This is a genomic window from Nocardia wallacei, from assembly GCF_029869545.1.
Classification (GTDB): domain Bacteria; phylum Actinomycetota; class Actinomycetes; order Mycobacteriales; family Mycobacteriaceae; genus Nocardia; species Nocardia wallacei_A.
This window is the reverse complement of the sequence record NZ_JARWQD010000093.1, coordinates 1-24919: the sequence shown is the minus strand read 5'-3', so window position 1 is coordinate 24919 and position 24919 is coordinate 1. Positions and strand designations below refer to the sequence as shown.

Annotated in this window: 20 protein-coding genes and 1 riboswitch; of the genes, 11 read left to right on the top strand and 9 right to left on the bottom strand. The window is 68.8% G+C overall.

What is annotated here, in order from left to right; translation table 11 throughout:
• Positions 1-25: 25 nt before the first annotated feature.
• Positions 26-2398: a lysylphosphatidylglycerol synthase transmembrane domain-containing protein gene (locus tag QH290_RS06115; RefSeq protein WP_280268368.1), complete on the top strand. Its 2373-nt coding sequence runs from the start codon at positions 26-28 to the stop codon at positions 2396-2398.
• A 21-nt stretch (positions 2399-2419) separates the two neighbouring features.
• Here QH290_RS06115 and QH290_RS06110 read toward each other — a convergent pair whose 3' ends face one another.
• Positions 2420-3028 carry a cysteine hydrolase family protein gene (locus tag QH290_RS06110; RefSeq protein ID WP_280268369.1) on the bottom strand — a complete coding sequence of 203 codons (609 nt, stop codon included), beginning with the start codon at positions 3026-3028 and terminating at the stop codon, positions 2420-2422.
• 108 nt (positions 3029-3136) lie between these two features.
• On the opposite strand from QH290_RS06110, the gene QH290_RS06105 reads away from it, so the two are divergent.
• Positions 3137-3853 carry an arsenate reductase/protein-tyrosine-phosphatase family protein gene (locus tag QH290_RS06105; RefSeq protein ID WP_425303557.1) on the top strand — a complete coding sequence of 239 codons (717 nt, stop codon included), beginning with the start codon at positions 3137-3139 and terminating at the stop codon, positions 3851-3853.
• Here QH290_RS06105 and fadD5 read toward each other — a convergent pair.
• Positions 3841-5412: a fatty-acid--CoA ligase FadD5 gene (fadD5, locus tag QH290_RS06100; protein ID WP_280268370.1), complete on the bottom strand. Its 1572-nt coding sequence runs from the start codon at positions 5410-5412 to the stop codon at positions 3841-3843. The two genes, QH290_RS06105 and fadD5, sit on opposite strands and share 13 nt — an antisense overlap.
• Positions 5413-5762: 350 nt before the next feature.
• On the opposite strand from fadD5, the gene QH290_RS06095 reads away from it, so the two are divergent.
• On the top strand, positions 5763-6734 hold the full coding sequence (locus QH290_RS06095) for an NAD(P)H-dependent flavin oxidoreductase (protein WP_280268371.1): 972 nt from the start codon (positions 5763-5765) through the stop codon (positions 6732-6734).
• A gap of 125 nt (positions 6735-6859) precedes the next feature.
• Here the strand turns inward: QH290_RS06095 and QH290_RS06090 are convergent, their stop codons facing one another.
• Complete coding sequence (locus tag QH290_RS06090) at positions 6860-7822, bottom strand: MBL fold metallo-hydrolase (RefSeq protein WP_280382212.1); 963 nt, start codon at positions 7820-7822, stop codon at positions 6860-6862.
• A 267-nt stretch (positions 7823-8089) separates the two neighbouring features.
• Between QH290_RS06090 and QH290_RS06085 the strand changes: the two genes are divergently transcribed.
• Complete coding sequence (locus QH290_RS06085; RefSeq protein WP_280382211.1) at positions 8090-10693, top strand: SDR family NAD(P)-dependent oxidoreductase; 2604 nt, start codon at positions 8090-8092, stop codon at positions 10691-10693.
• Between the two features lie 224 nt (positions 10694-10917).
• Here QH290_RS06085 and QH290_RS06080 read toward each other — a convergent pair whose 3' ends face one another.
• The 3 genes from QH290_RS06080 to QH290_RS06070 all read right to left on the bottom strand — a co-directional run bounded on the left by QH290_RS06080 (position 10918) and on the right by QH290_RS06070 (position 12674).
• Positions 10918-11325, bottom strand: a complete 408-nt coding sequence (locus tag QH290_RS06080; protein ID WP_280382210.1) for an RNA-binding S4 domain-containing protein — start codon at positions 11323-11325, stop codon at positions 10918-10920.
• A gap of 34 nt (positions 11326-11359) precedes the next feature.
• The gene (locus tag QH290_RS06075) at positions 11360-11935 is read right to left on the bottom strand and encodes a C40 family peptidase (RefSeq protein ID WP_280268375.1); all 576 of its coding nucleotides are present in this window, start codon (positions 11933-11935) and stop codon (positions 11360-11362) included.
• 109 nt (positions 11936-12044) lie between these two features.
• Positions 12045-12208: riboswitch (cyclic di-AMP (ydaO/yuaA leader) on the bottom strand.
• Between the two features lie 205 nt (positions 12209-12413).
• Positions 12414-12674, bottom strand: coding sequence for a hypothetical protein (locus tag QH290_RS06070; RefSeq protein ID WP_280268376.1), 261 nt, complete (start codon positions 12672-12674; stop codon positions 12414-12416).
• 152 nt (positions 12675-12826) lie between these two features.
• Between QH290_RS06070 and QH290_RS06065 the strand changes: the two genes are divergently transcribed.
• A complete protein-coding gene (locus QH290_RS06065; RefSeq protein ID WP_280268377.1) occupies positions 12827-14014 on the top strand; it encodes an AAA family ATPase in 1188 nt (395 codons plus the stop codon).
• A gap of 12 nt (positions 14015-14026) precedes the next feature.
• On the opposite strand, the gene QH290_RS06060 is transcribed toward QH290_RS06065, so the two are convergent.
• Positions 14027-15418, bottom strand: a complete 1392-nt coding sequence (locus tag QH290_RS06060; protein ID WP_280382209.1) for a protein kinase domain-containing protein — start codon at positions 15416-15418, stop codon at positions 14027-14029.
• Between the two features lie 208 nt (positions 15419-15626).
• Here QH290_RS06060 and QH290_RS06055 point away from each other — a divergent pair, with 208 nt between their 5' ends.
• Positions 15627-17582 carry an acyl-CoA dehydrogenase family protein gene (locus tag QH290_RS06055; RefSeq protein WP_280382207.1) on the top strand — a complete coding sequence of 652 codons (1956 nt, stop codon included), beginning with the start codon at positions 15627-15629 and terminating at the stop codon, positions 17580-17582.
• A gap of 93 nt (positions 17583-17675) precedes the next feature.
• On the opposite strand, the gene QH290_RS06050 is transcribed toward QH290_RS06055, so the two are convergent.
• Positions 17676-18821, bottom strand: coding sequence for an epoxide hydrolase family protein (locus tag QH290_RS06050; RefSeq protein ID WP_280382206.1), 1146 nt, complete (start codon positions 18819-18821; stop codon positions 17676-17678).
• 244 nt (positions 18822-19065) lie between these two features.
• On the opposite strand from QH290_RS06050, the gene QH290_RS06045 reads away from it, so the two are divergent.
• From QH290_RS06045 to QH290_RS06025, 5 genes are all read left to right on the top strand, one after another.
• Entirely contained in the window at positions 19066-20025 is a 960-nt protein-coding gene (locus tag QH290_RS06045; RefSeq protein ID WP_280382205.1) for an alpha/beta fold hydrolase, read from the top strand.
• 144 nt (positions 20026-20169) lie between these two features.
• Positions 20170-20460, top strand: coding sequence for a hypothetical protein (locus QH290_RS06040; RefSeq protein WP_280268382.1), 291 nt, complete (start codon positions 20170-20172; stop codon positions 20458-20460).
• A gap of 450 nt (positions 20461-20910) precedes the next feature.
• Positions 20911-21741, top strand: a complete 831-nt coding sequence (locus QH290_RS06035) for a hypothetical protein (protein WP_280382204.1) — start codon at positions 20911-20913, stop codon at positions 21739-21741.
• Positions 21742-21780: 39 nt separating this feature from the next.
• Positions 21781-23724: a fumarate reductase/succinate dehydrogenase flavoprotein subunit gene (locus QH290_RS06030; RefSeq protein ID WP_280382203.1), complete on the top strand. Its 1944-nt coding sequence runs from the start codon at positions 21781-21783 to the stop codon at positions 23722-23724.
• A 2-nt stretch (positions 23725-23726) separates the two neighbouring features.
• Positions 23727-24473 (top strand): succinate dehydrogenase/fumarate reductase iron-sulfur subunit, encoded by a 747-nt coding sequence (locus tag QH290_RS06025; RefSeq protein ID WP_280268385.1) that lies wholly within the window; start codon positions 23727-23729, stop codon positions 24471-24473.
• Positions 24474-24535: 62 nt separating this feature from the next.
• On the opposite strand, the gene QH290_RS06020 is transcribed toward QH290_RS06025, so the two are convergent.
• Positions 24536-24733, bottom strand: a complete 198-nt coding sequence (locus tag QH290_RS06020) for a hypothetical protein (protein WP_280268386.1) — start codon at positions 24731-24733, stop codon at positions 24536-24538.
• Positions 24734-24919: the final 186 nt, after the last annotated feature.

Genomic DNA, 24919 nt, shown 5'->3' with positions numbered 1-24919 from the left:
CTCGATCCGAAAGATCCGATACGACATGCGAGTCGACGGGCGGGAGATTCCCGTCTCCGGCAGCCTGCTGCAGCCACGGATCCGGCGCACCAGCGACATCCTCCGCGTGGTGCTGTCGGCTCTGCTGGTGGCGCTGGTCGTCGCGGGATCGCTGATCACCCGGTCACGCTGGGAGGCGCTGGAGCGCTCGGTCTCCGATATCGTCGGCATCCTCACGCCGGATCAGTCGAATCTGGTCTATCTGTGCTACGGCGTGGCGATCGTGGCGCTGCCCTTCGCCATCCTGGTCCGGCTGATCTTCCGCTGGCAGTGGACGCTGCTGTTCGGCTATCTGACGGCGGGCCTGATCGCGGTGGTGCTGCTGTCGATCACCGGCACCGGTCTCTCGGCGCCGCAGTGGCATCTGGCGGTGCCCAAGCAGCTGAACACCTTTCTGTCGCAGTTCCTCGACGACCCGCGCTGGATCGCGATGCTCACCGCCATGCTGACCGTGGCCAGCCCGTGGCTGCCCGCGTCGTGGCGGCGCTGGTGGTGGGCGCTGCTGCTGGCGTTCGTGCCGCTGCACCTGTTCGTGAGTCTGGTGGTGCCGTCGCGGGCGATGTTCGGCCTGGCCGTCGGGTGGTGCGTCGGTGCGGTGATCGTGCTGCTGGTCGGCACGCCCGCGCTGGAGGTGCCGCTGGATGCCGCGGTGCGGGTGCTGGCCAAACGCGGTTATACGGTCACCGGATTCACCGTATTGCGCCCCGCCGGTCCCGGACCGCTGCTGCTGTCGGCGGAGACCGGCCCGGAACACCGGCTGACGGTGGAACTGTACGGCCAGAACCAGCGCAGCTGGGGCATGCTGCGGCAGCTGCGCCGCTGGGCGACCTTCCGCAGCAGCGAGCGGGCCCCGGCCTTCGCATCGCTGCGCCGCGCGGTCGAACACCGCGCGCTGATGGGCATCGCCATCGGCGACGTGGGCCTGGCCAGCAACAAGCCGCTCACCGTCGCGGCGCTGGAACGCGGATGGACGCTGTACGCGCACACCGTGCCGCGCGGCACGGCGCTGTCCGCGTCGGACAGCGAGGCGGTGCTCACCAATGTGTGGCGCGCCCTGCAGAACATGCACCGCGCCCAGATCTCGCACGGCGACCTGCGCGCCGAGGAGATCCGCGTGGTCGAGGGCCGGGTGCTGTTCGGCGGGTTCATGGCCGCCGAATTCGGTTCCTACGAGCCGCGATTCTCCTCCGACACCGCACAGCTGCTGCTGTCCACGAGCGCGCTGTTCGGCGTGGAGCCGGTGGTGCGCACCGCCATTGCGGTCTGCGGCGAGCAGGCCGTGCTCAATGCCTCACGGCGGCTGACGAATTCGGCGATACCGGCGCCCGTGCGCAAGTCGGTCCCGGACTCCGGCGATCTGATGAAGAAGGTGCGGGCGGAGGTCCAGCAGCAGACCGGTGAGGACCGCATCGAGGCCGCGCGGATCACCCGGTACACGCGCGGCCAGATCATCCAGCTGGTGCTGCTCATCGGCCTGGTCTATGTCGCCTATCCCTACATCAGCCAGGTGCCGACGTTCGTCACCGAACTGCGCACGGCCAACTGGTGGTGGGCGCTGTTCGGGCTGGCGGTGTCGATGGGCACCTATCTCGGTGCGGCCATGGCGCTGTGGGGCTGCACCTCGGAGTCGGTGAACTTCCCCAAACTGCTGCTCGCCCAGGTGGCCAACACCTTCGCGGCCACCACCACGCCCGCCGGGGTCGGCGGTCTCGCGCTGAACGTGCGGTTCCTGCAGCAGAACGGCCTGGGCACGGTGCGCGCCACCGCGTCCGTGGCGCTACAGCAGTCGGTGCAGGTGATCACGCACGTGGTGCTGCTGCTGTTCTTCAGTGTGGCGGCGGGGGTTTCGGCGAATCTGTCGCATTTCGTCCCCGACGCCACCGTGCTGTATCTGGTGGCGGGTGCGCTGCTCGGCCTGCTCGGCGCGACCATGTTCGTCCCGACGGTGCGGCGCTGGCTGCGCACCGAGGTCCGGCCCCAGCTGGCCGAGGTGGTGCGCGAGCTGCGCGACCTCGCGCACAGCCCGTCGCGGCTGGCGATGATCGTGGGCGGCTGTGCCGCAATCACTCTCGGCATGGCGGGGGCGCTGTGGGCGAGCATCGAGGCATTCGGCGGCAGCGCGACGTTCGTCACGGTCACGGTGGTCACCATGATCGGCGGCACGCTGGCCTCGGCCGCGCCGACACCGGGCGGCGTCGGCGCGGTGGAGGCCGCGCTGATCGGTGGCCTGGCCGCGTTCGGCGTGCCCGCCTCGATCGGGGTCCCGGCGGTGCTGCTCTACCGGGTGCTGACCTGCTGGCTGCCGGTGTTCTGCGGCTGGCCGATCATGCGCTGGCTCACCGCGCACAACATGGTATGAATTCCGCTGTGCCGCAACAGGTCACGCGCCCAGCTCGTCGAGCGCCTCCGCCGCGGACAGGGGGCCCGCGGTCGTCAGGTCGAGGTCGGCCAGCGATGCCTCGTGTGCCTGCGGCGCCGCGGCCGCCACGCAGTCGGCGATCGGGTGCACGGTGAATCCGAGGTCGGTGCCGTGGCGGGCGGTCTGCTCCACGGTGAGATTCGTTGCGACACCGGTGATCAGCAGCGTATCGATGCCGCGCGACGCCAGCCAGTCCGGCAGGGCGCTACCGGCCAGGCCGGACAGCTTCTGATTGTCGAACACCGCGCCCCGCGCGGCCTGCTCCGCCATCGCCCCGATGATGGGCGAGCCCTTCGCATCCGGACGGAACTCCGTCTGCGCCGCGGCCACCGATCGCATGAAACCGGTGTTGCGCACCAGGCCGCCCTCGCCGACGGGAATGGTGAAGCGGGTGAAGACCAGCGGCAGCCCGGCCTGCTGCGCCGCGGCGTGAAAGGCGGTCGCCCGCCCCACAACCCCGCTCGCCGCAACGGGTTCGGCGAGCATGGGGCCGAAGAACCCTTCGGGTTCGATGACGTTCACCTGCCAGTGCAGGGCGAGGACGGCGGTGCGGGTCCGATCGAGTGGCATGAAACCCATACTGCCGCAGGCGCGTCGGATCTGTCGTGGCCTAGCGGTTCGATCCGGTTCATCCGCAGTTGGTTGATGCGGTGCGGCCCCGGTGCGACGCTGACTGATGTGTCTACGCCGGAGCGGCCGACCCGGGCGGGGTTCCTCGAGATCACCCCGGCCTACCGACTTCTCGACATCGTGCACGACACGGCCCTCGCCCGTGCCGAGCGGCGGCTGCAGCGCGAATTCACGATCTTGTTCGACGCCAACACGATTCACCGCTTTCTCCACGACTCCTACGCGCAACTGCAGGCGCGGGCGGCCGTGCAGCTGTATCTCCCGCTGCTGGCCGAGCGGTTCGCCCGCCAGCAACTACACGCGCGCGCCAAGGTGGAGGGCCGCATCGACCACGCCGTGCCGGTGGTGCTGTTCCTGTGCACATTCAACGCCGGGCGCTCGCAGATGGCGCTGGGCTTCTTCGAGCACTACGCCCGGGGCCGGGCGCTGGCCTGGTCCGGCGGATCGGAGCCGAGCGGCGCGCTCAACGCCGCGGCGGTCGCGGCCATGGCGGAGGTGGGCATCGATATCTCCCACGAGTTCCCCAAGGCCTGGACCGACGAGATCATCCTGGCCGCCGACGTCATCGTCACCATGGGGTGCGGCGACGAATGCCCGCTGCTGCCCGAGATCCGGCAGGAGGAGTGGATCGTGGACGACCCGGCCGGGCTACCGGTGGCCGACGTGCGGCCGATCCGCGACGAGATCCACCGGCGCGTCCGGACCCTGCTGGCCGACCTCGACCTCCCCGACGCGGCGCCCACTGACCGCACCTATCCCGAATAGTCCTTGCGGAGCTGGACTTTCACGACCTTACCGCTGGCGTTGCGCGGCAACTCCGGCACGATCACCAGATCCTTGGGGTGCTTGTAGCGGGCCAGGTTCTCGTTGAGGAAGGGCGTGAGTTCTTCGAGTGTGAGGGTGTCGTCCGAATTCAGCAGGGCCACAACGGCTACCGGGACCTCGCCCCACTTCTCGTGCGCGCGGCCGATGACGGCGGCCTCGTGGATCTTCGGGTGCGCGAACAGCACGTTCTCCACCTCGGCGCAGTAGATGTTCTCACCGCCGGAGATGATCATGTCCTTCTTGCGGTCCACCACCCAGACGAAGCCCTCCTCGTCGGTGCGGACCAGATCTCCGGAATGGAACCAGCCCCCGGCGAACGCCTCCGCGGTGGCCTCGGGCTTGTTCCAGTAGCCCTGCATGAGAGTCGGTCCGCGATAGACGATTTCGCCGATCTCGCCGGGGGCGACATCGTTCATCTCGTCGTCGACGATGCGGGCCTGGATCGTCGGGATGGGCTTGCCCACCGAGCCCAGCTTGCGCAGCGCGTCGCGGCCCTCCAGCACGCAGGTGATCGGCGACATCTCGGTCTGGCCGAACACCGCGACGTTCTGCGCGTTCGGGAAGCAGTCGGCCATCGCCTGCAGCACCGTGTTCGACGCGGGCGCGGCGCCCCAGCTGAGCATCTCCAGCGCCAGCTTGCGCTGTTTGACCGTCGGCTCCTCGCAGATCAGCTGCCACTGCGCCGGGACACAGAACGCGGTGGTGGCCTGCTCGGCCTCGACGGCATCGAGGAACTCGGTGGCGTCGAACGCGCCCAGCGGATGCAGCACGGTCTTGCTGCCGAGCTGGAAAGCCGGTGCGAGGCTGCCCAATCCGGCGATGTGGAACAGCGGCGAGGTACAGAAGCCGACCGACTCGGGCGTGGTGTTCATGGCGCGGATACAGGTGAGCGCCTGCGCGGTCATGTTGGCGTGGGACAGAATTGCGCCCTTCGGGCTGCCGGTGGTGCCCGAGGTGTACATGATCAGGCAGGGCGTATCTTCCGGAATGTCCAGCGGCGCATGGGGTTCGCCCTCCTCGGCGAGCGCGTCGTCGTAGCCGACCACGCCCTCGGCGCTCTGCCCGCCGATCACGATGCACGTCTCGAGGGCCGGGGACTGCGCCATGACGCCGGTGGCCAACGGCTGCAGCACGGTGTCGGTGACGATCGCCTTCGCGCCCGAGTCGGCGACGATGTAGGCCACCTCGGGCGGGGTGAGCCGGAAGTTCACCGGCACCGCGATCGCACCCAGCGCGTTGATGCCGAAGACCGCCTCCAGGTACTCCGGGTAGTTCAACGCGAGGATCAGCACTCGATCACCGAACCCGACCCCTCGACGGGCGAGCGCGTCCGCGAACTTCAGCGAGCGCTCGTGCAGCTGCTTCCAGGTGGTGTCCTGACCACGGAACCGGATCGCGACGGCATCCGGCCGCATGAGCGCGTGCGCCGCAATCTGGTTGTTCCAGTGGTTGCGGCGCGACCGGATCGGCTCGTCGAGCGACTGGGTACCGGTGGTCATGCTGTAGTCCTCTCAGGCCGTCGGCTGAACACCTGCGAGAATACCAACTAACTTTTCATCGTGACAAGGGTTACAGAGAAGAATCGGCATCTCACTTCTCATCCCATCATTTTCCAGTTCAACGGCAATATTTCCGCTGCCATCGAGCAGCTCCGATCATGTCTGATTCCGGCCACTCGCCCAGAAGAGGGCAAACTGCGGCTTACATCGAGGTTGTCCGGGGCGCCGCGCCCGTGCGACCATCGACCGCAACCGCGGGCGCGCATGCCTGCGTGATCACCGACGGCGGTCGCACCGCCAGCGAGGCGGCCGCTCGAGCACCGCCGCCGAACACAGCAGGAGGACTACCGATGTTGCGCACCAGGTTCACCGAGGAATTCGGCATCGAGCATCCGATCGTGCAGGGCGGCATGATGTGGGTCGGCCGGGCCGAACTCGTCGCGGCCGTCGCGAACGCCGGTGGCCTCGGATTCATCACCGCGCTCACCCAGCCCACGCCCGAGGACCTGCGCAAGGAGATCGCCCGCGCCCGCGAGCTCACCGACAAGCCGTTCGGCGTGAACGTCACGATCCTGCCCTCGATCAACCCGCCGCCGTACGAGGAGTACGTGCGCGCGATCATCGAGTCGGGCGTGAAGATCGTCGAGACCGCGGGCAGCAATCCCGAGCCCTTCCTGCCGTACTACAAGGAGGCCGGGATCAAGGTGCTGCACAAGTGCACCAGCGTCCGGCACGCGCTCAAGGCGCAGAAGATCGGCGTCGACGGCGTGTCCATCGACGGCTTCGAATGCGCCGGGCACCCGGGCGAGGACGACGTGCCCGGCCTGATCCTCATCCCCGCCGCCGCCAAGGCCCTCGACATTCCGATCGTCGCCTCGGGCGGTATCGCCGACGCCCGCGGCCTGGTGGCCGCGCTCGCGCTGGGCGCCGACGGCGTCAACATGGGCACCCGCTTCCTGTGCACCCAGGAGTCGGCCGTGCATCAGAAGGTCAAGGAGCAGATCGTCGCCCACACCGAGCGCGATACCCAGCTCATCTTCCGCACCATGCGCAATACCGCCCGCGTGGCCGACAACGAGATCAGCCGCAAGGTCGTCGAGATCGAGGCGGCCGGAGGCACGTTCGAGGACGTGCGCGATCTCGTCGCCGGCGCCCGCGGCCGCCGGGTCTTCGAGGAGGGCGACCTGGACGCGGGCATCTGGTCCGCGGGCCAGGTCCAGGGCCTCATCGACGACATCCCCACCTGTGACGAACTGATCTCTCGCATGGTCACGGAGGCCGAATCGCTGATCAACGCCCGCCTCAGCTCCTTCGTCGCCTGAGCGCTGTGGGCATCGGTGCAGCAGCCGCAGCCGTTGATCCGACTGCTGTCGATCTGAACGAACAAGAGATGGCGCGGACCCGGATCTTGTGACAGGCGGATTCATATGACGCGCACCACGGCTCCTCAGGCGCGGGCGAGTACCGCGTTGTAGTCGTGGCTGGCGATGACCTCGATGCCGTCCGGCAGCGCGTGCAGGCGCTGGATCGTTTCGAAGGTCTTGTCGCGGTCGGCGTCGAAGAGCCGGCCGGGCATGGGTGCCTTCTCGCGAATCATCGTGATCTGCACGGTGTTCCAGACCGCGTCGCCCGCCAGCAGTACCCGCGTGCCGTCGTCCACCGCGAGCAGCACACCGAGGCTGCCGGGGGTGTGGCCGGGCATGTCGACCAGCAGCACCGCGCCGTCGCCGAACAGGTCATGGCTGCGGGTGAAGGTGAGCACCGGCGGCCCGTCCCATTCGACGGCACCGATGCGGCGGTCCCGCAGCGGCGCGCGCACGACACCGTAGGGTGCGTGCTCACCGTGCATCGCCCATTCGTATTCGATTCCGGGAACACGTAATTCGACCGACTCCGGCAGCTCCAGCAGGCCCGAGACGTGGTCCCAGTGCAGGTGCGTGGCCAGGGTGAAATCGATATCGTCGCCGGACAGATCGCGGCCCGCCAGCGCGTCCGCCAGGCCCAGCACCGGCTTCTCGGGGGAGACCAGCAGACCGACCGGGAACGGCATACCCGGTAGCACCCGCTTGTGCACACCCGCGCAGAGCGCCGGATCGACCAGGAACCGAGCCTGCGGATGCTCGATCAGGAAGGCGCCCATCGCCATCGGCAGCGACCGCAGGCTGCGCATGCCCTCGGCGACGACGGCGGCCGGTGCCGACATCCGGGCCTGCGCCAGGGCCGTCAGGGCGACGGTGTGGCGGGCCGGGGGAAGCGGGGCCACCTCCAGTCCCGCGAGGAACAGCGGGTCGGGGCGGCGCGGGCGCACCAGGCGGCGCGGCGTCGCAGCCAGCGCCGCGCAGCAGTCGGTCAGCGCGCTCATCGCCCCGCGACGCCCGGCGGCCAGGTCCGGTCGGGTCGGTTCACTCACGACGCCACCTCGTCGGCGCTCGGCTCCGGCGTGCGCGACGCACGCCGTGCAGTCGGCTCGCTCGTGCGCGAGACACACTGTGTTGACGGTTCATTCCTCACGGCGCCACGGTAGGCGATGGTGGACGCCACTCGGAAGCCTCTTCTGCGCCGGGCAAGTTCTCGGCATAATCGCCGGGGGACACCGGAGCGCCGGTGATCTCCGCCGAACGCGGGGAGGGAGCACCGACATGGGGCACCGCACGACACACGAGCACTGCGCAACACCATGACCGAGCCTCCGCCCGCATACCCTTCCGGACCCGCGCCCGCGGGCCGGGAATCGCCGGATCCGCCGGGCGGTGTGCTGTTCCTGTTCTCCGGGCAGGGCGGCGAGCATGCCCGGATGGGACGGGCGCTGGCGGCGCGGTATCCGGTGTTCGTGCAGGCGGTGGATGCGGCGGCCGATGCGGTGGTCCGCGCCGGGGGACGGCGGGTGTGGACACCCCGACACGGATTCGCCAAGAGCCTCGAGACTCCCGACGCCGCCCACCCGGCGCTGTTCGTCTATCAGCTGGCATTGGCGAAGCTGCTGCACGACTGGGGGATTCGTGCCGATGCCGTGGCCGGACACGGTGTGGGCGAGATCGCGGCCGCGGTGGTGGCCGGGGCACTGGCGCCGTCCGACGCCGCACGCGTCGCGGTGGCGCGCGGGCGAGCCCTGGGGCGGACCGACACCGCGGGCGCGACGGCCGTCCTCACCGCGACCCCGGAGCAGGTGCGACGTCTGGTGGAGCCGGTGCGCGGCGCGGTCGCGATCACGGCCGTGGACGGTCCGCGCTCGGTGGTCGTGTCCGGCGTGCCGCGCTATGTGGAGACGCTGGTGCGCCGTGCTCGGCGGCGCGATCTGCCCGCCCGCTTGCTCGCCGACGGGTCTGCCCGGAACCGTCTATCAATGGCGGATATATTGCCGGACTTCATGATTCACCTGGAGGGCCTCGCTCCCACCGCCCCGCGGGTGCCGATCTACTCGACCGTGCGTCGCGGGCGGGTGATCACCACGGCCGAGCTGACCGCCGACTATTGGTCCGAGAGTGTCTGCGGGCCGGTGGATCTGGCGGCCGCCCTGGACAGGGCGGTATCCGAGGGTGTCTCGACCGTGGTGGAGCTGGCACCGCATCCGGTCCTGGAGACCGCCGTGCGCGAGCATGCGAAGTTCCGCGATTCGACGTATCCGATGGCGAGCCGCGACAGCGAGGCGGAGACCTTTCTCGCCGCCGTGGCAAGGATGTACGCCGACGGCCGGGTCGGGCGCACCGCGGCCGCCGAAGCATCGCCCGCACAACGCGTTCCGGAAGGCGACGACCGAGGCGAGGACAGCTCCCGGACCCCACGGGACGGCATCGGATCCGGACGATCGGCCGCTACCGTCCCCGCTGGCAGCACGCAGTCGGCCACGCAAGCCACGAACGGCCACGAGAACACGACAGCGGAAATATGGCGCGGCGCAGCCGTTTACGACCCCACCGTGGCCACGGCCACCGAGTGGGCGCGGTCGATTCTGAGCGAGGAGTGCTGGGTTACGGAACCCGAACATGCTGCCGCGCAATCCGTTCCACCGTTCCGGCGCGTGCTCGTCGTCGGTGAATCCGCACTGGCGACCGCCCTGGAACGACAGCTCGATCACCGGGTGCCGACGCTGCGCGTGGCACGCGACCCGGCCGACGCGGGGCCGATCGTCGCCTCGATGCTGACCGACCACGCGACGCCGACGGCGGTCGCCCTGGTCTGGCCCGATGCGGACCGCTCCGACTCGCCACTCCCGGACATCGCGGGCATGCTCGATCTCCTGCAGCGGGTGCGGGACGATGCCGCGACGGCGACGCTGTGCCTGGTGCTGCGGGACCGAGACTCCTTGACACAGAACGCGATCGCCGGGCTGACCCGGTCGCTGCAGCTGGAGTCGCGCCGACCGATGCGTCTCGTCTGGGCCGGCGGCGACGATCCGGCACCCACCGTCGACCTGATCCTGAATCCCGCTGGGCCCGAAGAGGTTCTGGTGGACGGCCGCGCGCTGCGCACGCGCCGCTTCCGGCCCGCGTCCGCGGCGCCCGCACCGATCGCCGTGCGCCCGGGCGGCACCTATGTGGTGACCGGCGGCCTGGGCGCCCTCGGCTCGGTGGCGGTCCGGTGGCTACTCGACGCGGGCGCCCGCGACGTCGTGGTACTCACTCGCACCCCGCGCCCGCTGCCACGGCTCCACGAGGGCCTCGACGACCGGATCGTCGTGGTCCGCTGCGATGTCACCGACCGCGCCGATCTGGCCAACGCGCTGTTCGACATTCGTGCCTGCGGGTCGACGATCCGCGGGGTCGTGCACGCGGCGGGCATTCGGCGACGGGCCGAATTCCGCTCCGTCACACCGCGATTGCTCGCCGACTCCTTCGAACCGAGGGTGGGCGCGGCCGCGAATCTCCTCGATCTCACCGGCACCGACCCGATCGATTTCGTCCTGCTCTCCTCCTCGGCCACCGGCGCGCTCGGCGCCTGCGGCCGGGCGGCCGATGCCGCCGCGCATGCCGCCCTGGATGCCCTGGCCCGCAACCGAACCGGCGAGCCCATCATCAGTATCGGCTGGGGTGACTGGATATCCGGCCCGACCGCATCCGCCGACCATGCGCGCCTGCTCCGCGCCGGTATCACGCCGTTCGACGTCGCACGCGGTACCGCCGCCCTGTCGGTCGTCCTGAGCCACCGAGCGCCGAACCTCCTGGCGGTCGACTACACGGTCACCGATGACACCTCACCCCTCGCCACGCGCCTGCGCGGCCTCCTCCCAGAACGGACGGCCCGAGTGGTTTCGGACGGAGCAGCAATCCGATCCGGGCGCTGAGCCCGGGGAGCCGCCGCGAGATTCACCGAGGTGGCGACGTAACCAACTGCGAGTTGGCGCAATTCCGGCGAAAACCTTCCACCGATAGCAAATGTCGGGTTATTGTCGACTCGCAGCGCGTCGAGCCGGTTTTGCACCCACCGACGAACGCCTTACCCGGCCAAGCGCGCCCATGACCCCATCTGCCCCCGAGCGGGCGAGGCATCGCTGCGCGCTGCACACAATCACGTGGCGCCGTCACGTCCGAGGAGCCGGTCCGTTTCGCGCCGTTCGCGTTTGGTCGGGCGCCCGCTGCCGCGATCGCGGCGGGGCATGGACGCGAGAATTTCAGGGGCAGGGGGCGGCGGAGACTTATCGATCAGGCACTGGGCCGCGATCGCCGCGCCCACGCGCTTGAGGATGATGCGCTCCACGACGACGATGCGCTCGACTCCGTTGACACGGACGCGGACCTCGTCGCCGGGCTTGATCTGATGTGCGGGTTTGACCGCGACGCCGTTGACGCGGACATGCCCACCCCGACAGGCGGTCGCGGCCGCCGATCGGGTCTTGAACAATCGCACAGCCCACACCCAGGAGTCGACCCGGGCCGTACCGGGCTGTGACCGTTGCCGATCCGTCTCTCCGCGCATACGTCCAGAAGATTACGCGCCGAGCGGAACGGAACTAGCCGACCCGGCGGGCGGTGACGATCGAGTCGGGATCCAGGTGCGCGTACTCGACCGGGTCACCGGCCTGGGGCGCGTGCAGGATCTGACCGTCGCCGGCGTACATGGCCACGTGGCCCCCGCCGTTCTGGATGATCAGGTCGCCGGGCTGCAGGTCCTGGTAGGCGACCGGCTTGCCGACGTGCGACTGCTCGAAGCTGGTGCGCGGGAGGTCGATGCCGACCTGCTTGTAGGCCCACTTCACCAGGCCGGAGCAGTCGAACCCGTTCGGGCCGTTGCCACCCCAGACGTACTGGGCGCCGATCTTGGTCTTGGCGGCGTCGAGCGCCTCGCCCGCCGGAGTGACCTGCTGCTGCATGAAGCCGGGCATCGCCGGGGCGGCACCGGGGGCCGCCGGACCGGGCATCGCCTGCGGCGCCAGGGCCTGCTGGGCACCCTTGATCTGGTCGGCGTGGTCGGCGAGGGCCTGGTTGGCCTGGGCGACCTGCTGGTCGAACTCCGGGCCGACCGGCACGTCGAAGTTGCCGAAGCCGGGGACGTTGATGGTGGCTGCCTGTGCCGAGATGGCCGGCATGGCGCCAGTGGAAGCGGCGACGGCGCCGAAAACCAGCGCACCCTTCACGGAATTCGGGAGCCGAGATTCCCGTTGCAAGCTGTGTTTACCCACCGAGCTGAGTCTCCTGTTTCTTCCTGCCCACCGCCGACCGGGTTAGCTGACGGGTTCGGGCCGGGAAGATCGGCCCTACCCCACCGGCCGTGTGGCCGAAGGGGATTCACCCCACAAACATGGGTCCCCGGCTCGGCGATCGGGCTGCCCGCCCGACCTCCGATTAGGCGGTGACTCGATGGGCCGCCTCGCCTGCGAAGCGACTGACTCCATCGGTCACGAAGAGATTACGACTACCCGGCTGTGTTGTCCACCCCACACGGCCGCGTGTTGATATCCGTCCACAAATCCCCAGGACGGCGCGCGATTTCGCGTGCTCGCGCCCTTTGGTCACGGCGCGGTATCGACTCGGACAACGGTGTTATCGAACCGAGAAGCGGCGGCGTTACCGGGGTGGACGGCGCGCGTCGAGCGCCTGCTCCAGTTCGGCGATCCGCCGCCGGGCGTCGGCCAGCCCGATCTCGAGTTCTCCCAGCGCCATCACCAGCGGACCGACGGCCAGATCGGCGACCAGCTGCGGATCGTCGTAACCGCGCTCGATCGCCACCAGGATGTTGTTGCGGATCTGCGCCGCGACCGGAGCGTTCTCCGGCACGTTCCAGGACTCGACCACCTCGGCGACAGTGGGTATGGACTCCTCCGACATGACCCTCTCCCTGCGCTGGGAACCGCTGCTCGAACAAGACAAGCGTAAAGAGTCGGGCACCGCGCCGGATCTCGATGCCGAACGATAGCTGTTTCTAGGGCATTCGGTAGATGTCCCCAGAATTCGGTCACAACGGGCTACGGTGTACGGGCATGGACCCCGTGCGGAATCCGTATGCCCCCGGTGCCGGACAGCGGCCGCCCGAGCTCGCCGGTCGCGCCAAGCAGCTCGACGCCTTCGACATCGTGCTCGAACGCGTCTCGCGCGGCCGCCCCGAGCGCAGCGTGATGCTGACCGGCCTGCGCGGGGTGGGAAAGACCGTGCTGCTCAACCAGCTTCGCTCCACCGCCCGCTCGCGCGGCTGGGGCACCGGCAAGATGGAGGCGCGGCCCGACCAGGAACTGCGCCGCCCGCTGGCCTCCGCGCTGCACATGGCGGTACGGCAGATCGCCGTGGCACACCGCAATCCGGAGATGGTCGACGACTTCCTGGGCATCCTCAAGGCTTTCGCGCTGCGCGCCACGGCCGACAAGGGCATGCGCGACCGCTGGCAGCCGGGCATCGACGTCCCGGCCGTCACCGGCCGCGCGGACTCCGGCGATATCGAGATCGATCTCGTCGAGTTGCTGATGGAGGCCGGGCAGCTGGCCCACGACATCGGCGTCGGCATCGCGATCTTCATCGACGAGATGCAGGATCTGGGGCCCGCCGACATCTCCGCCATCTGCGGCGCCTGCCACGAACTGAGCCAGGAGGCAACGCCTTTGATCGTGGTCGGGGCGGGGCTGCCGCATCTGCCCGCGGTGCTGTCGGCGCAGAAGAGCTACTCGGAGCGGCTGTTCGGATACCACCGCATCGACCGGCTGGACCGCGAATCCGCCGATCTGGCCCTCATCGCGCCGGCCGAGCGCGAGCAGGTCAAGTTCACCGAGGCGGCCCTGGATGTGCTGTACCGCAAGGCCGATGGCTATCCGTACTTCGTGCAGGCCTACGGGAAGGCCACCTGGGATGCCGCGGCGCAGAGCCCGATCGGCGCGGAGGACGTGGAGCTGGCCGCCCCGGCCGCCGAGGAGGAGCTCGCGGTCGGCTTCTTCGGTTCCCGCTACGAACGCGCCACCCCGGCCGAGCGAGAGTACATGCGCGCCATGGCCGATCTGTCCGGCGACGACGGTCCCGTGGCCACCGCCACGGTCGCCAAGGAGCTGGGCCGCAAGCCCGCGTCGCTGTCCCCGGCGCGCGACGGGCTGATCAAGAAGGGCCTGATCTACTCGGCGGAGCGCGGAACGATCGGGTTCACCGTGCCGCACTTCGGCAGGTACCTCCGCAGCGTCAGCACATGACCCGGCACGGCGTCAGGGCGCCGGAACGCAGCGATCGGCGAATGTGTTATCCGGGGAACGGAATACGGGCCACCGCAGACTCTTCGCACGGGTCTCCGGCCCGTAGAGGCCGTCGACCCGGGCACCGGTCTCGGTCTGCCGATGCTGGATCGCGCCGCGCACCGCATCGCCGTACCGGCCGTCGGTCTCCAGCGGAATGTGGTGGCACAGCCGCAGCGCTCGCTGTACCGCGAGGACCGCGTCGCCGCGATCACCGCCCGTGAGCACACACTTCGCCTCGTCGTGACCGTCTGCACCACTGGGTAATTCGATGTAGCTGTCATTGCCGACCGGCACCCGGGTGGTCCAGTAGCAGTGCTTGGTCGTCGCCGGTGGCTTCGGCTGTGGCGGTGGCGCACTGCGGGTTTCGGACTCCTCGGGGAGCAGGGTGACCGCGACGACGGCGGCCGCGACGACGACCGCGAGCGCGGTGGCGACGGCGAGCGGACGCACGCCACCTCTTCCCGGACGCCCGCCGCCGCGCAGGACAGCGGGCAGAAACGCACGGCGCGTGGGGGATTCGCTCTCGCGCACCGCCTCCGCGACGGCCTGCCCGAATTCGGCGCAGCTCTGATAGCGCTGCTCCGGCTGGTCGGCCATGGCACGCGCGATCACGGCATCCAGGGCCGCCGGTAGTTCCGGCTGGGTCCGCGTGGGCGCGAGCGTCTCGTCGTCGGGTTGCGTGGGCTCGGCGGCGGGCCGCGGCGAGCGGCCGCCGGGATTCGTCCCGGTGAGCAGCGCGAGCAGGGTCGCACCGAGCGAGTAGATATCCGCCCGGCGATCGACGGGACGCCCGGCGAGGACCTCCGGCGCCGCGTACGCGGGTGTGCAGTCCAGCCAACCGGTTTCGGTCACGGTGGCCTCCCCGTCGGCGGTGCGGGCCAGCCCGAAATCTACGACCAGGACCCGGTCGCGGTCGCCGTCACCGGCCGCCACCAGCAGGTTCGACGGCTTCACATCCCGGTGCAGCATGTTCTGGTCGTGGGCGTGCTGCAGCCCGCGCGCGGCCTCGCACACGATGTGCGCGGCACGCTGCGGCGGCAGGCCCGACGGTGTGGCGCGGACCAGCTCCCCGGCATCGGTACCCGCCACGTACTGCATCGCGATCCACAGCGCGTCGCCCTCCTCGCCGCGGTTGAACACCGAGACCACGTTCGGGTGATCCAGGCGGCAGGCGATCTCGGCCTCGCGCCGAAACAGGCTGCGATAGCGCGGATTCGCGCCCAGCCGCTCGTCGAGCACCTTCAACGCCACCTGTCGCGGCAGCTCCGGATCGGTGGCGAGATACACCGCGCCCATCCCGCCCGCGCCCAGCACACGGACGATCGTGTAGCCCGCGAACACCTGCCCTGGCCGCAACAGCATCCCTATTCCTCCGAAGAGAACCCGATCCTCCGTCACCCGAGCCCCAGGCCAGCACCCCACATCCGGACCGCCGCTGTCAAGTCGACAATCGCGGCGCGACAAGATCATCCGGATTTCGGTGCAGATCTGTCGCCCGCCAGACCTACCGGCGAGTAACAAAATTTCCTACACTCGGATGTGATTCTGATCACGTCCGATGGAGGACATCATGACGACCACCGCGAAAGTCGACGCCACCGAAGAACAGGCCCGCGCACTCGTCGAAGAATCTCGGGAAACCACCTGGGCCAAACCGTCATTCGCGAAGGAGATGTTCCTCGGTCGATTCCGGCTCGACCTGATCCATCCCTACCCGCGGCCCTCGGCCGAGGACGCGGCCAAGACCGAGGCCTACCTGAAGCGGCTGCGCGCGTATGTCGAGACCATCGACGGCGCGGTCATCGAGGCCGACTCGAAGATCCCCGTCGACTACGTCAAGGGTCTGGCCGAACTCGGCTGCTTCGGCCTCAAGATCCCCGAAGAGTATGGCGGACAGGGACTTTCGCAGGTCGGCTACAACAAGGCGCTGATGATCGTCGGCTCCGCCCACCCCAGCCTGGGCGTGCTGCTGTCGGCCCATCAGTCGATCGGCGTGCCGGAGCCGCTGAAGCTGGCGGGTACCCCGGAGCAGAAGCGGGAGTTCCTGCCGCGCTGCGCGAAAGGCGCCGTCAGCGCGTTCCTGCTCACCGAGCCCGACGTGGGCTCCGACCCTGCCCGCATGGCCAGCACCGCGACCCCGACCGACGACGGCGAGGCCTACGAGCTCAACGGCGTGAAGCTGTGGACCACCAACGGTGTGGTGGCCGAACTGCTGGTCGTGATGGCCCGGGTGCCGCGCGGCGAGGGGCACCGCGGCGGTATCTCCGCATTCGTGGTCGAGGCGGATTCGCCGGGCATCACGGTGGAGCGCCGCAACGCCTTCATGGGCCTGCGCGGCATCGAGAACGGCGTCACCCGCATGCACAACGTGCGGGTGCCCAGGAGCAGCCTGATCGGCCGCGAGGGCGACGGCCTGAAGATCGCGCTCACCACTCTCAACGCCGGTCGGCTGGCCATTCCCGCGCTGTGCACGGCGGCGGCCAAGTGGTCGTTGAAGATCGGCCGCGAGTGGAGCGCCGCCCGCGTGCAGTGGGGGCGGCCGGTCGGCGAGCACGGGGCCGTCGGCGCGAAGCTGTCCTTCATCGCCGCAACGACTTTCGCGCTCGAGGCGGCGCTGGATCTGTCCGGCACCATGTGCGACGAGGATCGCAACGACATCCGCATCGAGGCGGCGCTGGCGAAGCTGTGGGCGTCGGAGATGAGCTGCGCGATCGCCGACGAGCTGGTGCAGATTCGCGGCGGGCGCGGCTACGAGACCGCGGCCTCGCTGCGGGCCCGCGGCGAACGCGCCGTCAATGCCGAACAGCTGGTGCGCGACCTGCGCATCAATCGGATCTTCGAGGGTTCCAGCGAGATCATGCGGCTGCTGATCGCCCGGGAGATGGCCGATGCGCATATGACGGCGGCGGGCGCCCTGGTCGATCGGAAGGCCGAGTTCAAGGACAAGGCCAAGGCGGCGGTCGGGGCCACCGGGTTCTATGCCAAGTGGTTCCCGCAGCTGGCGGTCGGCCGCGGCACGATGCCCGCCACGTACACCGAATTCGGCCCGCTGGCAAAGCATTTGCGCTTCGTCGAGCGGATGTCGCGCAAGCAGGCGCGGTCGCTGATGTACGCGATGGGCCGCTGGCAGGCCAGGCTCGAGTACCGGCAGGGCTTCCTGGGCCGGGTCGTCGATATCGGGGCCGAGTTGTTCGCGATGTCGGCGGCGTGCGTGCGGGCGCAGGCGCTGCGCGTGCAGGGTGGCCCGGAGGGCGCGGCGGCCGAGCAGCTGGCCGACACGTTCTGCCGGCAGGCCCGCCTGCGGGTGCAGCGGCTGTTCGATGCGCTGTGGGACAACACCGACGACGCCGATACGGCGGTCGCCCGGGGCGTGCTCGACGGCCGCTACCAGTGGCTGGAGGGCGGCGTGCTCGACCCCAGCGAGGGCACCGGCCCCTGGATCGCCGACTGGCAGTTCGGCCCGTCCACCGAGGAGAACCTGCTGACGCCGTTCCTGCCGTCGACCCGCACGGACACCGCACCGTAGAGCTCCGGACGCCGACCGGACGACCGCGAGGTCATGAAAATCTACGGCTATCTAGTCCATTGACTCGATAGCCGTAGATTTTCCTCACGAGCCCTATCTCGCGACGGCGAAGAAGAAGGTGCGCAGGTCGGCGGCGTACGCGTCGGGCTGGTCCATGGCGATGAAGTGGTGACCGGCCGCATTGCCCACCGGCCAGTGCACGATCTTCGCTGTGCGCTCGGCGAGCCGGCGGATGCTGGGGGAGTCGCCGCTGTACACCCCGGTCGGTACCGTCGCCGACCCCGTCGGCCAGGCGAACCCGCTGCTCGCGTAGTACGACCAGGCCGAGGTGCCGCAGGTCTGGGTGAACCAGTAGAGACCGACATTGGTCAGCAGCGCATCGCGGTCGATCGCCTCGGACAGGTCCCCGCCCGCGCTGAAATCGTGGAACTTCTGCAGCATCCAGCCCAGCGCCGCGACCGGCGAGTCGTTCCAGCCGTAGGAGAAGGTCTGCGGCGCCGACCGCAGCAGCGCATGGTGGTCGACGCCGTTCACCCAGTCCGCCGACATGAGCGCCTCGTAGGCCGCGCGCTCCTCGTCGTCGAGGTCCGGCAGGTCCTGCTCTGTCGGAAAGCCCAGGCCGCCGGTGATATACAGGCCCACCACGCGATCGGGCGCCGCCTCGGCCATCGCCGTGGCCACGTAGCCGCCGAAGTCGCCGCCCTGCACGCCGTACCGGTCGTAGCCGAGCCGGGACATCAACTCCACCCACATCCGCGCGACTCGTTCGGCGCTCCAGCCGGTTTCGCGCGGCGGCGCGGAGAACCCGTACCCGGGCACCGAGGGCACCACCACATGGAAGGCCCGCGCCGGGTCACCACCGTGCGCCCGGGGATCGGTCAACCTGCCGATCAACTCCGCGAATTCCACGAACGAGTTGGGCCAGCCGTGATTGAGCACCAGCGGCAGGGCGTCCGGCTCGGCGGACCGCACATGCACGAAATGCACGTCCATGCCGTCGATTTCGGTCAGGAACTGCGGAAACTCGTTGAGGCCCGCCTCCTGCGCCCGCCAGTCGAACCGCTCGCCCCAGTACCGGGCCAGCTCCCGCAGCTCGGCGACGGGCACGCCCCGGCTGCGGCCCTCGCCGGGCAGCTGTGGGGCCCATCGGGTCTCGGCCAGTCGCCGGTGCAGGTCGTCCAGCTCGGCCTGCGGGATGTCGATGCGGAAGGGGCGAATCTCGCTGCTCTCGAAGCTCATGACCGCAACGGTAGGAGCCATCTAGGACCGTTCAGGTCCTAGATGGATATCGACTTCCGTTCGGAAATCTACTGCTGTCTACCCCCAGCGCTCGATACCCGAAGATTTCGGTCGGCTTGCCCGGCGGCGGGAGCGGCGGCCCGGCGGCGGTTCGGCAACGCGTGCGTAACGCCAGGTTCGGGCCGTTAACGGGCTGGAAATCTCTATCGACAACCGGGCAACAGCGGACTCCCAGGAGCACGTTATGTCCACGACCGCCCTTCGTGCCGCCGACTACGACGGCCACCGTGTCACCGTCGGCGCCGACGACGGCACGGCCCTCGCCGTGCGCGTCTTCGGTTCACACACCGCGCCGCTGACCGTGGTGTTCGTACACGGCCACTGCCTGCGCACCGAATCCTGGTCGTTCCTGCGCGATCAGCTGTTTCGCCAGTGGGACGAGGACACCCGCATGGTGTTCTACGACCACCGCGGGCACGGCGACTCGGGCGCCGCCGATCCGTCCACGTACACCATCGAGCAACTGGCGCGCGATCTCGATGCCGTGCTGCGCGCGGTGGCCGCGACGGGTCCCGTTGTGCTCGTCGGACATTCGATGGGGGCGATGGTGGTGCTCGCCTACGCCCGGCTGTTCCCGGCGGCGATCGGCAGCCGGATCATCGGGATCGGCCTGCTCGCCGGGGCGGCCGGCGGCCTGACCACCGTCGGTCTCGCCCGCTTCCTCAACCGGCGGGCGGTGTCGTCGCTGCAGGTGGCGGTGCGGCGCGCGCCGCGGGTGATGCAGGCGTCGAAGCGGTTGAGCCGCCGCATCTTCGAGCCGATCGTGCGCGACGCGGGCTTCGGCACCCGCAGGGCGAGCCCGCGCATGGTCGCCGTCGCGACGGCGCTGCTCAACGACACGCCGCTGCTGACCATGGCCTCGTTCCTGGACTCGCTGATCCGATTCGACGAGACCCCGACGCTGCGGCTCCTGGCCGACCTGCCGGCCCTCGTGCTGGCCGGCTCGGCCGACATCATGATCCCGTTCGCCCATTCGGTGGTGCTGGCGTCGCAGCTCGGCGGGGCCGAACTGGTCCGCCTCGACGGCGCCGGGCACAGCGTCATCCTCGAGCGCGCCGAGGAGGTGGCGGCCGCGGTGGCCGCCCTGGTCGACCGGGCCGTCACCGGCGTGAGCGGCGGAGAATCGTACGCGGTCGCGGGCTGATCCCGCAGCCCGCGCGCCTGCGCGACCGGGCGGATACAAAAGGAAAGCGTCATTTTCGGATTCGGACGAGCCAGGTCGGAAAAGATCACGTAGTGTGTTGTAGATCACGATGTGTGGTCGCTCACAGGGCTCGAGGAGGTTTCGATGACACGCAGCGAGATTGCGGAGTTGCACTTCGCGGTCGGGCAGCTCCGACAGTGCATCGGTGCACTGAAGTCCCACTACGGTGACTCCAATTCGGTGCGTCGACTGGAGAACGACCTCGAGCGGCTCACCATCGACGCCGACGAGTTCGAGAAGTCGCCCCCGCCGGAGGTCGCCGAGCGCCGCCAGCAGGAGGTCATCTACGTCCCGGACAGCAAGTCCGACGAGGCCGCCTGGATGGGCGCACAGGACGAGGGCCTGGGCTTCCACTCCCGCCCCCGCACCAAGTAACCCACAGTTCTCTCATCGCGAGCCGCAGCAGGTCGATGTCACCGAGGACACCCTGTTGCGCGACAGCAGTTTTGCGATCGCAACCGTCGCGCATTCTCGATACGCACCCGCGTTGTTGCTGACATGTGACGGCCCGACCGGCGCGGATACCGCCCGAAACGGGGGGATTCCGGGCGCGGCCCGAAAGGCCCTGTGGTCCAGCACAGTTCGTGAGGTTTGCTTACGGTTCACTGTCGAGGCCGCCGCGCCACATGATCAGAAAATGTGGCGCAAATCATAGCCGTCCAGGCGGGTCGATATTGCCGAGACCGGGCAACGGTCATAGCAGGGGTGCCGTATGGTGCTCACCATCACATTCGATGCCGGAGGTAACGATGACGTTCCACGGGGTAGATCAGCGAGGCATCCTGCGGTGAGCCAGCTTGAGTCGAGCGACTGCGAGGTGACATCGTGAGCGCCGCACCGACACGCACACCCGAATCGGGCACGGGAGTATTCGGTCTCGGCCGCGCGGCCATCGCGGCGCGGACGCTGCGCACCGACCGCTGGTGGCTACCGCCGCTCATCACCGTGCTGGGCCTGTCCGCGTTCATCATCTACGCGACCGTGAGAGCCTTTGTGCGGTCGGCGTATTGGGTGGCCGACTACCACTATCTGACGCCGTTCTACTCGCCGTGCGTGAGTTCCTCGTGCGTCGAGGGCTCGGCGCATTTCGGGCACTGGGTGGGCGAGCTTCCGATGTGGATCCCGCTGGGCTTCCTGGTGCTGCCGTTCCTGCTGCTGTTCCGGCTGACCTGCTACTACTACCGCAAGGCCTACTACCGCGCGGTGTGGTTCTCCCCGCCCGCCTGCGCCGTGGCCGAGCCGCACGCGAAATACACGGGGGAGACCCGGCTTCCGCTGATCATCCAGAACGTGCACCGCTACTTCTTCTATATCGCGGGCATCGTCGCGGTGATCAACACCTACGACGCGATCACCGCCTTCCACGGCAAGTCCGGCGGCTTCGGCTTCGGCTTGGGCAACATCGTGCTGCTGGTGAACGTGGTGCTGCTGTGGGCCTACACCCTGTCGTGCCATTCCTGTCGGCACATCGCGGGCGGGCGGCTCAAACACTTCTCCGCGCATCCGGTCCGCTACTGGTTCTGGACCCAGGTGTCGCGGCTGAACACCCGGCACATGGCGCTGGCGTGGATCACGCTGGGCACGCTGATGCTCACCGACTTCTACGTCATGCTCGTCGCCAGCGACACCATCTCCGATCTGCGGTTCGTCAATTGATTCTGCCAAACACCTTCTCCCCCAGGAGTATTCGGTTCCATGCCTGAAGTCGAACGGCACAAGTACGACGTCGTCGTGATCGGTGCCGGCGGCGCCGGACTACGTGCGGTCATCGAGGCCCGCGAGCACGGGCTGTCGGTGGCGGTGGTGTGCAAATCGCTGTTCGGCAAGGCACACACCGTCATGGCCGAGGGCGGCTGCGCCGCCTCCATGGGCAACGCCAACGAAAAGGACAGCTGGCAAACGCATTTCAAGGACACGATGCGGGGCGGCAAGTTCCTCAACAACTGGCGCATGGCCGAACTGCACGCCCAGGAGGCCCCGGAGCGGGTCTGGGAGCTGGAAACCTATGGGGCGCTGTTCGATCGGACCGCAGACGGCCGGATCAGCCAGCGCAACTTCGGCGGTCACACCTACCCGCGGCTCGCCCACGTCGGCGACCGCACCGGCCTCGAGATCATCCGCACCATGCAGCAGAAGATCGTCTCACTGCAGCAGGAGGACTACGCGGCCACCGGCGACTACGAGTCGCGCATCAAGGTATTCGCCGAGTGCACCATCACCGACCTGCTGAAGGACGGCGACCGCATCTCCGGCGCCTTCGGGTACTGGCGGGAATCGGGCCGATTCATCCTGTTCGAGACGCCCGCGGTGGTGCTGGCCACCGGCGGAATCGGCAAGTCCTACAAGGTGACCTCGAACTCCTGGGAGTACACCGGCGACGGGCACGCGCTGGCGCTGCGGGCCGGGGCGACGCTGATCAACATGGAGTTCCTGCAGTTCCATCCGACCGGCATGGTCTGGCCGCCCAGCGTGAAGGGCATCCTCGTCACCGAGGGCGTGCGCGGCGACGGCGGGGTGCTGAAGAACACCGAGGGCAAGCGGTTCATGTTCGACTACATCCCCCCGGTGTTCAAGGGGCAGTACGCCGAGACCGAGGAGGAGGCGGATCAGTGGTTGCGCGACAACGATTCCGCGCGCCGCACGCCCGATCTGCTGCCCCGCGACGAGGTGGCCCGCGCGATCAACGAAGAGGTCAAGGCGGGCCGCGGCACCCCGCACGGCGGCGTCTATCTCGATATCGCCTCCCGGATGCCCGCCGCGGAGATCATGAAGCGGCTGCCGTCGATGCACCACCAGTTCAAAGAGCTTGCCGACGTGGACATCACGAAGGAGCCGATGGAGGTCGGGCCCACGTGTCACTACGTGATGGGCGGGATCGAGGTCGATCCGGACACCGGCGCGGCCGTCGTCCCCGGGCTGTTCGCGGCCGGTGAATGTTCCGGCGGCATGCACGGATCCAACCGGCTCGGCGGCAACTCCCTGTCGGACCTGCTGGTGTTCGGGCGCCGGGCCGGGCTGGGCGCGGCCACCTACGTCGAGGAGCTGGGCGACAAGCGCCCGGAGATCGCCGACGCCGATATCGCCGAGGCCGCGAAAACCGCACTGGCACCGTTCGATCCGCCGAGCACCGGCCCGGGCGAGAACCCCTACACGCTGCACACCGACATGCAGCAGGTGATGAACGACCTCGTCGGCATCATCCGCAAGGAGCACGAGCTGCAGGAGGCGATCGAGAAGCTCGCCGAGCTGCGCGAGCGCTACGACAACGTCACCGTGGAGGGCCACCGGCAGTTCAATCCGGGATGGCACCTGGCCGTGGATCTGCGCAACATGCTGCTGGTCAGCGAGTGCGTCGCCCAGGCCGCGCTGCTGCGCACCGAGAGCCGGGGCGGCCACACCCGCGACGACCACCCGCAGATGGATCCCACCTGGCGCCACACCCTGCTGGTGTGCCGCACCGATCCGGACGAGGTGGGCCAGACCGTGCCCGCCGTGACGGTGACACGGGCCGAGCAGCTGCCTATGCGCCCCGAACTACTCGCCCTGTTCGACCTGAGCGAGCTCGAAAAGTATTACACCTCAGAGGAACTCGCCGGACATCCGTCGGCAACGGGCTCCTCCGCGAAAGGGGATGCGTAGCAATGGGTTACGACGCCCGGTTCCGAGTATGGCGCGGCGACACCGACGGTGGTGATCTGCAGGACTTCACCGTCGAGGTGAACGAGGGCGAGGTCGTGCTCGACATCATCCACCGCCTGCAGGCCACCCAGGCGCCCGATCTGGCGGTGCGCTGGAACTGCAAGGCCGGTAAGTGCGGATCCTGCTCCGCGGAGATCAACGGCCGCCCGCGGCTGCTGTGCATGACCCGAATGTCGACCTTCTCGCCGGACGAGCTGATCACGGTGACGCCGCTGCGCACCTTCCCGGTCATCCGCGACCTGGTGACCGACGTATCGCTCAACTACAAGAAGGCACGCGAGATCCCGTCGTTCACACCGCCCGCGGACCTGAAGCCGGGCGAATACCGGATGCAGCAGCGCGATGTCGAGCGCTCGCAGGAGTTCCGCAAGTGCATCGAATGCTTCCTGTGCCAGAACACCTGTCACGTGGTGCGTGATCACGAGGACAACAAGGAGGCCTTCGCCGGGCCGCGCTACCTGATGCGGGTCGCGGAGCTGGAAATGCACCCGCTGGATGTGGCCGACCGCCGCGAGATGGCGCAGGAGGATTTCGGCCTCGGCTACTGCAATATCACCAAGTGCTGCACCGAGGTCTGCCCCGAGCACATCAAGATCACCGATAACGCCCTCATCCCGATGAAGGAGCGCGTGGTCGACCGGAAATACGACCCCATCGTGTGGTTGGGCAACAAACTCTTCCGCCGCTGACCGGCAACAGCCGCGCGTACCCGCTCATTCCGGCGTGGAACTCCACGCCGGGAGGATGGGGATTACAGCTGCGTCACGACGCCGATGGCGACCACCGCTACCAGGATGCCGACCAGCAGCGCCGACAGCACGGCGCCGGTCAGCAAGTACACACCCCCCGCGGATACCGCGAAGAGCAGTCCGACGATCAGGCGTTCCACCCAATCGCCGGGAAGCAGCTTGCGGTACCGGGGAGTAGCGTTTCTGAGCCCACGGTCCACAAATTGTTGGGTACCCGTTCTTTGCACGGGCAAACATTCGTTCGTTGCACAACGGCTGCAGATTCGTGATCTTCCGTCGGCTTCCCGCCGGTGGTGAATTTCTGCATCCGGCGATCGGTGGGGGGGGGGGGCCCGGGGCGGGCGCAGGTCGATGTTGTGCCTGCGGATGGCGGGCAGCAGGCTGAC